Raw genomic sequence first — 11,504 nt, 5'->3', positions numbered from 1 at the left:
CCCAGCCGCTTGGCGGACTCGATGCCGCGGCGGGCGATCCGGGCGATGATGCCCCGCACCCGCAGCTTCGCGCGGCAGGCCGGGTAGTCGTAGCCCTTGTCCGCGTGCAGCTTGCGCGGCCTGCGGCGAGGTCTGCCGACCGGTCCCTTGACCAGGGCGACGGCGTCGACCACGGTCTCCAGCAGCAGGTGGTCGTTGCGGTTGGCCGCGGAGACCACGACGGTCAACGGGATGCCGCCGCGGTCGCCCACCGCGTGAATCTTCGAGCCTGGTTTGCCCCGGTCGACCGGGCTGGGGCCGGTCAGGTCCCCCCTTTGACCGCGCGGACGTGCATGCTGTCCACCGACGCCCGCGACCAGTCGATCGCCCCGGCGACGCCGAGCAGGTCCAGCGTCGCGCGGTGCAGCCGGGCGAACACGTCCGCCTCGACCCACTCCGAGAACCGGCGATGCGCCGTGGGGGAACTGATCCCGAACGAGGCGGGCAGCGCCGACCAGGCACACCCGGTCCGCAGCACGTACAGGATGGCAGCCAACACGGTCCGGTCGTCCAGCCGACGACGGCCCCCGCCCCGGTGGCGTTGCGGCACGTCGGGCAACAACGGCCTCGCCAACAGCCACAACGGCTCCGGGCACCACTTCTCCACGTCGTTCATCGTCGATCAAGATATCGCTCGCCCGGTAAGCACTCCAAATGAGATGCGGTCTTAGGCAGCCTTGACGCAGCCGTAGCGCGCCGACGAGTTTCTTCACGGCCTCCCCGAGGTTGCGCCAGAGATGCCACCGGTCCACCACCTGCAGCGCCTGGGGCGCACCGGTGCCGGCGGCCTCGGCATAGGCGCGCGCGGTCCCGGCACAGGATCTCGACCTCGGGGTGGGCGGACAGCCACTCGGCCAGTGGTCCGGCCTCCCGGCCGTGCAGCACGTCGACGGGGCGCCGGGCCTCCGGATCCACGATGATCGTGGCGTACCGGTGCCGTCTGCGCAGCGCGAAGTCATCCACCGCCACCACCCGCACCGGACCGGCCGGTGGTTCGGGCCGGGCCCGGGCCAGGCGCAGCAGGGTGTCCTTGAACAACCACGAACACCGCCACAGCGGCATCGGCCTGCACACTCCGGCGTCGGTCCATGACGGCACCGCCACCGCCATCCGCGCCGAACGCACCCAAGTCCTGGCGGACGGGCTCGGCCTTGTGCCGAGCCCGCCCGCTCAAGCTCCATCCGTTCCCGATCGCTCGCTGTGACGCTCACCCGGTTCGGCGTACGTCGTTGCCCGCGAACGTCAGGAACACCGGAGCCGGACTTGTGTCACGCCGCTGGCTAGCGCTGCAGTGTCAGCACGCCCGGCCGGTACGGCAGGAGGCCGTAGTCCATGTCGTCGGTGCCGGGGTCGCGCCCCTGGTAGAGGAACTGCAGGTTGCAGGGGTCGATGGTCTTGGTCTGGTCGGGGTTGGTGCGAACCAGATCGCCGTGGCTGATGTCCCTGGTCCAGGTGGTGCCGCTGTTGGCACTGCCGGCGAAGGGGTTGGTCACGGTGTCGGCCTGCGGTGTCCAGGCGCCGTCGAGGCTGGTGGCCGTGAACGAGCGGAAGTAGCGACCGTACCCCGTGTAGTTCTGGGCCTCGACGATCATGAGGTACTGGTTCTGCCCCTGGACCTTGTAGACCTCGACCGCCTCGAACAGGTTGAGCGACGTGTCGCTCATGATCTTCGTGACCGAACCGAAGGTGCCCGGGAAGTTGCCGATGGGCATGCTGGCGCGCCAGATGCCGCCCTCATCGTCAGCGAAGAACATGTACATGTTCGTGTCGTCACCGATGAGGGTCACGTCGAGGGGGCCTCCCTTGGTCACCCCGGGGAGGGTGCCCGTCCACAGCTCCTGCAGCGGGGACCAGCCGTTGGGGTTGGTGGGGTCGCTCGAGGTGCGGTAGCCGAAGCTGTACGGCCAAGACCCGTTGTAGGCGAGCACCCAGAGGTTCTTCGGGGCGAAGTAGAACAGCGTCGGCGCGATGCCATCGAAGGGAATCGTGTTCTGGGTGGCGGTGGCCATGTCGGACCAGTTCGTGAAGGGGCTGAAGGTCGTCAATCCCCAGCGCCCATCTTCACCGGCGAGGGTGTTGTGCGTCGTGGCATAGACGATGTGCTTGCCGTTGTGGACGACGTTGGTGAAGTCCTTGAGCGAGGCCCACCCCGCCTTCGGGTTCGCCAGCGGGCCGGTCGACGACCAGCGGTACGTCGAAGGAAGGGCGCAGGTGCTGCCCCCGCCGACCCGGACGAGCTGCCACTGCTGGTTGGTGCCGCCCCAGTCGCTGTACTGCACGACGCCGGCGCCGTCGGCGGTCGACGCGTTTTGCACCTCCGCGGCCTTGCCGCTGTTGCGGTTGATCAGGCGCACGTAGCCGCTGTCGGAGTCGGCCAGCCGGAACTGCTGGTTGGCGCCGTTGCCGTCGGTCCACTGGTGGATCGCGGCGTGGTCGGCCGTCGACCAGCTGGACACGTCGATCACCTTGCCGGAGTGCCGCGCCTTGATCCGGTAGTAGCCGCCGCCGGAGTCCACGAACTGGAACTGCTGGTTGGTCCCGTCGTGCCGGGCCCACTGCGTGACCGCGGCGCCGTCGGCGCTGCTCACGCCCGCCACGTCCAACGCCTTGCCGCTGTTGCGGTTCACCAGGACGTACCACGCGGTGGTGTCCACCGTGGCGGCCGACGCCGGCGTCGTGGCCACCGTGAGCAACCCGCCCACGAACGCCACCGCCGCCGCAGCGGCCAACCCCGACCGCAACCGACGACGCCACCTCACGGCACGCGCAAACCCAACCGACATAGCGCCCTTCCTCTCATCATGGGGACCGTCGACCTCAACCGGGGCCGCATCGGCGCGGACGCCGACGACACCCGCGCACGGACAACTGGCCGGGACCTTGTTAGCGCTAACACTTTCGAGACGAGCCGTGCGAGAATATGTAGGACATAGGTGGCAACTGACCGATCAGCGGTGCGACTGAACGCACCACGTGGACTGTGAACGATAACAATGGCTCCGTCAAGATGTAACGGGGAGGTTTTCGCAGGAAGTCCCGCATCAGACGCCGGCCCCTCGCCGAGCCTCGGCCGCCGTCAAGCTGACCTCAGCCTTTCGCCAACCGTTGTTCAAGGCCGCGATCCGCTAGCCCGGATCTTTCGTGTGGGTGACGGCCTGGCTTGAGTCCGTGATCGGTGGCTGGTTCTGGCTGGTCAGAGCGATCGTGGTAGGTCGTGCAGGAGTTGGTGGCCGTCATGATCAGCTCGGCCCAGGGCGCGCGGGCGGCCAGTCGGAGGTCGACGCGTCGGGCGTGTCGGGCGAGGCGTCCGGCGACGGAGAACAGGCGTAGCCGCATGCGTTTGGGTTCCCAGCGCCGGGCTTCGTGGTCGGTCAGGGCGAGCATCTGGGTCCAAGCGGTCAACTCGACCGCCAGGGCAACGATCGCGACCCAGGTCCGGTTGTGGGCGAAGCCGTGCAGGGGCAGGTTGGTCAGCCCGGTGGCCTTGGCGACGCGGATGCGGTCCTCGACGCGGGCCCGGCGGCGGTGGCCTCGGCGACCTATCCCCCGTCACGCGGGCTGCCCTCGTCGTCGTAGGCCGGAGTCCACGCGGCAGTGGGGATCAGAGCGAGGCGTTTGACGGTGTCGTCGGCAAGGTGAAGCCCAGCGAATAGCCCAGTCTCCTAGCCTGCAGCCAGTTCACGAATTCATGGGTGCCTCCGGCGGCGTCGGCGCGGATGAGCACCTTGCGTCCGACTCGTCCGCCCTTGGCGGTGAACGGCATGTGCCGCAACGCCTCGCGCGTCATGGTGAGGTGGTCGGCGGCGGCGTTCGACCCGGCGTTGCCCGGCCGCAACAGCAAAGCCAACGGTTCACCGGTGCCCGCGTGCCGTGGTCCACGCACGATTCGAAGCGTTCGACTTCGAGTGCGCTTACGGCTTCAACGACACTGACGGCGTCGAGGAGCGGCTCACCACGATCCTGGGCGGCGGCATCGGCCGCCTCGTCCGGGATCAGCTCGTGCCCCGCATCGGCATCGACGGCTGGGAGTCCCTGGTGGAAGAAGTCCGCGGCGAGCTCCGCCGCCACCTCGTCACCGCCGCCCATCCTGCTGAACCCTGAACGCGGACACCGAGAGCTCATCGATGCTCCCGGTGTCCGTTCATTGCGTCAGTCGTACAGGTGCGGCCGCCTTCGTTGAGCGTTCAGGCTCCTTACTGCTGCAGTCGAGGATCGATCAGGGTGTGGTGACGGAGAACCGATTGACGGTGACGGCCCCGCCGAGGGCGGCGGTGGCGTGGTTGAAGATCGCAAACCGGTGGCCCATGAAGAAGTTCGGGCGATCGCCGAGCGTGAACGCGGGTCCGAGCGGCGTGAAGGTCGCGCCGTCGGTGCTGTAGGAGAAGGTCGCCTGGCGTCCGGGGCCAGGTCGGATGTCGGCGGTGACGCGCAGCCAGACTCGCCTGCCGCTGCTCCCGCCGTCGACCCGGGCGAGTTGCCACTGCTGGTTGGCGCCGCCCCAGTCGCTGTACTGCACGACGCCGGCGCCGTCGTTGGTCGCCGCGTTCTGGACCTCGACCGCCTTGCCGCTGTTGCGGTTGACCAGGCGCACGTAGCCGCTGCCGGAGTCGGCCAGTCGAAACTGCTGGTTGACGCCGCCGTGGTCGGTCCACTGGTGGATGGCGGCACCGTCGGCCGTTGACCAGCTGGACACGTCGAGCACCTTGCCGGAGTGCCGCGCGCGCAGCCGGTAGTAGCCGCCGCCGGCGTCCACGAACTGGAACTGCTGGTTGGTGGCGTTCGTGCGGGTCCACTGGTGGAGCTGGGCTCCGTCGGCGGTGGACACGCCGCTGACGTCCAGGACCTTGCCGCTGTTGCGGTTCAGCAGCACGTACCAGGCAGTGGGGTCGACCGTGGCGGACAGTTCCGCACTCGCCCGTTCGGTGCCGGTACCGACGGTGTTGAAGCCCGAGTCCATGGTGTGGCCGTCGGTCATGGAGATCCGGGTGACGCCGTTGTCGCGGCGCAGGCCGATCCAGGCCGAGGAGTCGCGGAGGATCGCCAGACCGGCTCGGTCGCCGTTCGCCATCTGGGCCGGGTCGAGTTCGATGGTGGCCGTAGAAGAAGGACCTTGGATGCGGTGGGTGAGGGTGTTGCGGGCCCGGTAGAGGTCGTTCGTGACGGTGGCGGTCTGGAGCCTGAGGCCGTTCCCGGTGGACCACTTCGTGTCGTCGGGGTTGTGGTTCCATTCCCACTTCGCGGCCAAGGTGGCGGCGGTGAACTCGTCCGTCCCGATCAGGGACGGCACGGGATGCGGGGTGAGGTTCGGGAACGGGTAGGTCTGGCCCCAGGCGCCGTTGACGGTGGTGACCTTCGGCCAGCCGTCCGAGGTCCAGGTGATCGGGGCGAGGGCGGGTACGCGGCCGCCGGGGTAGGCGTCCACGAAGCCCATGTAGTACCAGTCGCCGTTCGGAGTCGAGACGAGGCCGCCCTGGTGCGGGATGCCGCCGCCGGGGATCGGGCCCGGCATGTCGAGCAGCACCTCGCGTACTTCGTATGGGCCCCAGGGCGACGAGGACTTGAGGATGTACTGGCCGTTCGGGGGCTTGGTGAGGAACATGTAGTAGCTGCCGTTGATCTTGTAGAACCGGGCGCCCTCCATGCCGCCGATGTTCGACGGACTGGAGAAGACATGCTCGTTGCGGACCTCGGTCTTGCCGTCGGCCGAGAGCTGCGCGACGTAGAGCTCGGTGTTGCCGTAGGCGACGTACATGGTGTCGTCGGTGTCGACGAGCATGCCTGCGTCGTAGTAGGAGCGGGGGAACTCGGCGTGGCGGGTCCAGGGTCCGGCGGGGTTGGTGGCGGTGTACATGAACGAGCGGTGGAAGTCGATCTGGCCGAGCCAGTAGAAGCGGTTCTCGCCGGCGCGGTGGGTGAGCGAGGAGGCCCAGATGCCGACGATGTAGCGGTGGCCGCCGTTGAGGTCGTACCAGTCGGAGAAGTCGAGCCTCGGCACGGAGTGGCCGATGAACTCCCAGTTCACGAGGTCCCGGGAATGCAGGACCGGCGCTCCGGGCGAGTAGTGCATCGTGGACGCGGTCATGTAGAAGTCCGCGCCGACGCGGATGATCTCGAGGTCGGCGAAGTCCTGCCAGATGACGGGGTTCGCGTAAGCCGACTCCTGGGCTTCGGCTTGGGTGAACGGATCGAGGGCGGTACCGGCGGCGACCCCGGCGAGCACGCCGGCTCCGCCGATGAGCATCCGCCTGCGGCTTATGGGGAATTCGAGCCCGGACATGGTGGTCCCTTTCGTCAGTCGAGGGTCGGTGCGGTCCGCGCCGGCGCGGGCGTCGCGGTGCCGATGACGGTGTCCGCGCTGCGGGTGGCGCCCACGGGGCTCCTCACAATGGACCTGCGCCAACGCCGGTCCCGCCTGCCGCCATTGCACGACCACCGCCGTAGTCGGGTCTCGCCCGGCACTCATCGTCAAGCCTGCCGACGGGTCCATGGGCGGCAGTCGCCATGCCCGTGCGGCTCGATCGGCGTTGGCGCAAGTACCGGAGGGCAAGCCCGATGAACCAAGAACCGCCTGCAACCGACCTGACCTGCTGAAACTGCTGCTCGTCCAGTGGCGTACATCGGCTACCCCGGCCGGCAAAGGCCCTGGACGGGGTCGGGCGCCGGGTTGCCGGCCCGGGCCCGACCCCGTGTTGGTTCAGCTCTTGCCGGCCAGGCCCCAGACCTGGTTCTTCTTGGTGGCCAGGGCACTGGCGGAGTCACAGGTCCACTGGTGGACCAGTGCTCCGACGGCGGTGGAGATCTCGCTGACGTCCACGCACTTGCCGCTGTGCACCGCGACGAGCTGGTAGTCGTTGGCGGCGACCTGCCGCAGCGTGAACTGCTGGTTCGTGCCGCCGTGGCAGGTCCACTGGTGGACCGCCGCGCCGTCGGCGGTGGAGACGCCGCGGATGTCGAGGCACTTGCCGCTGGAGCGGTTCACCAGGGAGTAGGTGTCCGCCACCCCTGGCACCGGGCGGAAGTCGAACCGCTGTTCCTCACCGGCGCCACAGGTGTACTGCCGGTACTGAGTGCCGTCGGCGGTGCTCTGGTCGGGGTCGTCCAGGCAGTACCCGCTGTGCTGGGCGACGGCGGTCGACGAGAAGGTGGACTGGCCGGTGGTGAACTGCCACCAGTTCATATTGAACAGGTACCCGCTGCCACCGGCGAAGCGCAGGTACAGATCGCGGGTCCCGGTCGCACCGGTGACAGGGCACGAGACCGTGCTCCAGGTCTGCCAGCCTCCGGTGCCCGACACAGTGCATGTCCCGACCGTCGGCCCAGTAGGACTGTCCAGGTGCAGCTCGACTCGGCCGCCGCTGGTGCTTGAGGCCACCCTGGCGGTGAACGAGCCGGCACCGGTGCCGAATGCCACGCCCTTGGCCTTGATGTAATCGCCGTTTTCAATCCAGCTGACGTTCATCCCGCCCTCGCTGGAGGGCTCGGTTTCGATGCCGCTGCCCCACGCGATGGTCTCGGCCTCCTGGCGGACGTACGGGTTGAGCGTGTCCGCCTGGGGCGCGCCGGAGGTGGTCATGTTCATGGTCGGGATCGTGCCGTCGGCGTTGTAGCTGAACTTCTCCACCGCCACGGACCGGGTGAAACCGCCTCCGCCGGGCAGAGCGCCGTTGTGGTAGAAGAAGTACGAACTGCCCTTGAAGTCCACGATCCCGGCGTGGTTGGTGAAGCTGGAGCCCTGCGTAGGCATGATCGTGCCGCGGTAGGTCCACGGCCCGGTCGGGCTCGGGGCGGTGGAGTAGGCGATGAACTCCCCGCAGCACTTGGCGGCGAAGACGTTGTAGTACAGGCCGTTGCGCTTGTAGACCCACGGCCCTTCCTCGTACAGCGTCGGCCGGTTCGGGTCGCCGGTCCGCTCGCCGAACCCGGCGGTGGTGAGCGGGATCTGGGTGGGGCTGCCCGAGAACGAGGTCATGTCGGCGTTGAGGCGCACGTACCACAGGTTGGGGTTGCCCCAGTACAGGTAGGCCTGACCGTCGTCGTCGATGAAGACCGTCGGGTCGATCTCACTGTTCTCCACCAGTGGCCGGCCGATGGCGTCGCGGAAGGGGCCGGTGGGGCTGTCCGACACCGCCACGCCGATGGCGAACTGGCCGGTCGCCCGGACCGACACCGGCACGTACCAGTAGAACTTGCCGCCCCGTTCGACGGCCTGACCCGCCCACGCGTTGGCGCCCGCCCAGCTGAAGGTGTTCAGGCTGAGCGGTGAGCCGTGGTCGGTCCAGTTGACCATGTCGGCGGAGGACCACACCCGCCAGTCCTTCATCACGAAGGAGGTGGAGCCGTCCTCGTCGTGCCCGGTGTAGAGGTAGACCCGCCCGTTGTGCACCAATGGGGCAGGGTCGGCGGTGTAGACGTGCTGCACGATGGGGTTGTCCGCCCGGGCCGCGGCCGGAAGAAATGCCGTCATACATAGAAGGCTCAACATCAAGGCGAGGAAGCGTTTCGACGACCGCTGAGGTGCGAATCTCACTGCTTGAGTCCCTTATTCGATTGGTATATGCAGGGGTGGCATCGGTGGGGACCGCCAGAGGCCGGACCTCTAGCGCTGCAGGGTCAGCACGCCCGGCCGGTACGGCAGGAGGCCGTACTCCATGCCGTCGGTGCTGGGGTCGCGCCCCTGGTAGAGGAACTGCAGATTGCAAGGGTCGATGGTCTTGGTCTGGTCGGGGTTGGCGCGAACCACATCGCCGTGGCTGATGTCGTTGGTCCAGGTCGCGCCGCTGTTGGCCTTGCCGGCGAAGGGGTTGCCCTGGGTGTCGGCCTGCGGTGTCCACGTGCCGTCCAGGCTGGTGGCGGTGAAGGAGCGGAAGAAGCGGCCGCGCCAGTCCTGCGCCTCGACGATCATGAGGTACTGGTTCTGGTCCTTGACCTTGTAGACCTCGACCGCCTCGAACAGGTTCTCCGGCGTGTCGCTCATGATCTTCGTGTACGACGAGCCGAAGCTGCCCGGGAAGTTGCCGATGGGCATGCTGGCGCGGTAGATGCCGCCGCGGTCGTCGGCGAAGAACAGGTACATGTTCTTGTCATCGGCGATGAGGGTCTGGTCGATGGGGGCCGCAGGGGCGGGGAGTGTGCCCGTGAACAGCGTCTGCTGCGGGCCCCAGCCGTTGGGGTTGGTGGGGTCGCTCGAGGTGCGGTAGGAGAAAGGGTCCGGCCAACCCCCCCACTGGTAGGCGAGCACCCAGATGTTCTTCGGGGCGAAGTAGAGCAGCGTCGGCGCGATGGCACCGAAGGACATTCTGTTCTGGGTGGCCGACGCCATGTCGGACCAGTTCGTGAAGGGGCTGAGGGCGGTCGATTCCCAGCGCCCCTGCTCACCGGTGAGGCCATTGTGCGTCGTGGCATAGACGAGGTTCTGGCCGTTGTGCTTCACGGCGGTGAAGTCCTTGAGCGAGACCCACCCCGCGCTCGGGGTTGCCAACGGGCCGGTCGACGACCAGCGGTACGTCGACGGCAGCGTGCACGCACCGCCGCCCCCGTCAACCCGGGCGAGTTGCCACTGCTGGTTGGTGCCGCCCCAGTCGCTGTACTGCACGACGTTGCCGCCGTCGTTGGTCGCCGCGCTCTGGACCTCGACCGCCTTGTTGCTGTTGCGGTTGATCAAGCGCACGTAGCCGCTGTCGGAGTCGGCCAACCGGAACTGCTGGTTGACGCCGCCGTGGTCGGTCCACTGGTGGATGGCGGCACCGTCAGCCGTCGACCAGCTGGACACGTCCAGCACCTTGCCCGAGTGCCGCGACTTGATCCGGTAGTAGCCGCCGCCGGAATCCACGAACTGGAACTGCTGGTTGTTGGCGTTGGTGCGGGCCCACTGGACGACGTTGCCGCCGTCGGCGGTGGAGAAGTTGTAGACGTCGAGGGCCTTGCCGCTGTTGCGGTTCACCAGGACGTACCAGGCAGTGGTGTCCACCGTGGCGGCCGACGCCGGCGTCGTGGCCACCGTGAGCAACCCGCCCACGAACGCCACCGCCGCCGCAGCGGCCAACCCCGACCGCAACCGACGACGCCACCTCACGGCACGCGCAAACCCAACCGACATAAGGTCTTTCCTCTCATCATGAGGACCGTCGACCTGAAGCGGGCCGCATCGGCGCGGACGCCGACGACACCCGTCCATGAACAACGAGTCACCTGGTGTTAGCGCTAACATTCTCGGGACGGCGATCTAGGCGTGAATGGAGGGACGACCTCCCCCTCGCCTACCTGCGAGTCGCCTTTCGCGGACCCCGAGTTGCAAGTTCAGAGCGCAACTCGGGGTCCGCGAACGTGGAACTCAGAGGTCACCGAACGAGCGACTCGCGGGAGTTCTAGGCGTTACGGCGCTGCCACTGCTGGTTGGCACCGGTGCCGCAGGTCCATTGGACCAGGCGTGCGCCGTCGGTGGTCGACGCCTCGAACACGTCCAGGCACTTGCCGCTGTGCTGGGCCACCAGTCGCACGTAGCCGTTGCCCGCGTCCTGCACGCGCCAGCGCTGGTTGGTCTGACCGTTGCACGACCACTGCGCCACGCGCACGCCGTCAGCGGTGGCACCAGCGCCGCCGTACACGTCCAAGCACAATCCACTGTGGACGCTCACGATGTTGAACGCGCCATCACCGAGGTCGCGGAACCGCCAGCGCTGGTTTGCCTGACCGTTGGAAGCCCACTGCACGATGTCGCCGCCGTCCGCAGCCGACTGGTTGTACACGTCGGCGAGCTTGCCGCTGTGCCGCGCGGTCAGTGTCTGCTCGGCGGTCACCGGAACGGTGCTCTGCGGCGCCAGCCGGTACAGGCCGGAGCCGTGCGCGGGCAACGACCGCGTGAGCGTGCCGCTCGCCGTCCCCAGCCCGGCGCCCGACCACAGGTCGGTCACGGTGGCGGACCCGATGCCGAGGTCGGAAAGCGTGACGGACACGTTCGCTGTGGAACCGCCCCGGTTGAACAGCGCCACGTACCTGTCCGCCGAGCCGGGCACGTCCGCCGTCCACACCTCCTGCGTGCCGCCGTAGAGCCGCCGGTTGTTGGTGCTGCGCTGGTCCACGGCCAGCACGGCGGAATTCGTCATGAGCGCCAGTTCGGACGCCCGGTTCTGGGTCAGGTCACCGCCCCACATCAGCGGCGACTTGGTGATCGACCACAAAGTCATCAGCGTGTACTGCTCGTCCGACGTCAGGTTGGAGTACCGAGGCTCGCCGACCGGTCCCGCCTGGGACAGCCGTCCGATCGGGATCATGTCCGGGTCGGGCCACGCGCCCGTCGCCCGGTGGGGCGTCCACGCGTGCAGCCGCTCGAACAGGGCGTCCAGCCCAGGCCAGTCGTCCCACAGGTCGTTCACGATCCGCCACATGTTGGCGTTGTCCGCGACGTGGGTGCCGTTGCCGGTCGACGTCGGGCCGGGCGAGAGGCTGAGCACCATCGGCCTGCCGCT

General features: G+C 68.1%; 9 protein-coding genes and 1 pseudogene. 2 read left to right on the top strand and 8 right to left on the bottom strand.

Going from position 1 to position 11,504, the window contains the following annotated elements:
• Both AB0H12_RS44685 and AB0H12_RS44680 read right to left on the bottom strand, forming a co-directional pair.
• On the bottom strand, positions 1-251 hold a 251-nt coding region (locus AB0H12_RS44685), incomplete at its 3' end, for a transposase (protein ID WP_499632729.1).
• A 50-nt stretch (positions 252-301) separates the two neighbouring features.
• On the bottom strand, positions 302-655 hold the full coding sequence (locus tag AB0H12_RS44680; protein ID WP_499632726.1) for a transposase: 354 nt from the start codon (positions 653-655) through the stop codon (positions 302-304).
• A gap of 414 nt (positions 656-1,069) precedes the next feature.
• Between AB0H12_RS44680 and AB0H12_RS44675 the strand changes: the two genes are divergently transcribed.
• The gene (locus tag AB0H12_RS44675; RefSeq protein ID WP_499632731.1) at positions 1,070-1,243 is read left to right on the top strand and encodes a hypothetical protein; all 174 of its coding nucleotides are present in this window, start codon (positions 1,070-1,072) and stop codon (positions 1,241-1,243) included.
• A 76-nt stretch (positions 1,244-1,319) separates the two neighbouring features.
• Here the strand turns inward: AB0H12_RS44675 and AB0H12_RS44670 are convergent, their stop codons facing one another.
• Positions 1,320-2,822 (bottom strand): non-reducing end alpha-L-arabinofuranosidase family hydrolase, encoded by a 1,503-nt coding sequence (locus AB0H12_RS44670; RefSeq protein ID WP_499632723.1) that lies wholly within the window; start codon positions 2,820-2,822, stop codon positions 1,320-1,322.
• Between the two features lie 445 nt (positions 2,823-3,267).
• Positions 3,268-3,904 (bottom strand): annotated as a pseudogene (locus tag AB0H12_RS44665) (transposase); the annotation flags it as partial.
• A gap of 5 nt (positions 3,905-3,909) precedes the next feature.
• Here AB0H12_RS44665 and AB0H12_RS44660 point away from each other — a divergent pair.
• The gene (locus tag AB0H12_RS44660; RefSeq protein ID WP_499632720.1) at positions 3,910-4,140 is read left to right on the top strand and encodes a hypothetical protein; all 231 of its coding nucleotides are present in this window, start codon (positions 3,910-3,912) and stop codon (positions 4,138-4,140) included.
• A gap of 115 nt (positions 4,141-4,255) precedes the next feature.
• Here the strand turns inward: AB0H12_RS44660 and AB0H12_RS44655 are convergent, their stop codons facing one another.
• The 4 genes from AB0H12_RS44655 to AB0H12_RS44640 form a co-directional block, all read right to left on the bottom strand.
• Positions 4,256-6,316, bottom strand: coding sequence for a family 43 glycosylhydrolase (locus AB0H12_RS44655; RefSeq protein ID WP_499632717.1), 2,061 nt, complete (start codon positions 6,314-6,316; stop codon positions 4,256-4,258).
• Between the two features lie 417 nt (positions 6,317-6,733).
• A complete protein-coding gene (locus AB0H12_RS44650) occupies positions 6,734-8,503 on the bottom strand; it encodes a family 43 glycosylhydrolase (protein WP_499632714.1) in 1,770 nt (589 codons plus the stop codon).
• Between the two features lie 132 nt (positions 8,504-8,635).
• Complete coding sequence (locus AB0H12_RS44645; RefSeq protein WP_499632711.1) at positions 8,636-10,135, bottom strand: non-reducing end alpha-L-arabinofuranosidase family hydrolase; 1,500 nt, start codon at positions 10,133-10,135, stop codon at positions 8,636-8,638.
• Positions 10,136-10,403: 268 nt separating this feature from the next.
• Positions 10,404-11,504 (bottom strand): RICIN domain-containing protein (locus AB0H12_RS44640; RefSeq protein ID WP_499632708.1); only part of this gene is annotated, 1,101 nt, incomplete at its 5' end.

Origin of the sequence: Actinosynnema sp. NPDC023794 (assembly GCF_040639675.1) — a bacterium.
GTDB classification, from domain to species: domain Bacteria; phylum Actinomycetota; class Actinomycetes; order Mycobacteriales; family Pseudonocardiaceae; genus Actinosynnema; species Actinosynnema luteola.
The sequence above is the reverse complement of the archived record's forward strand: the minus strand, read 5'-3'. Positions and strand labels throughout refer to the sequence as shown.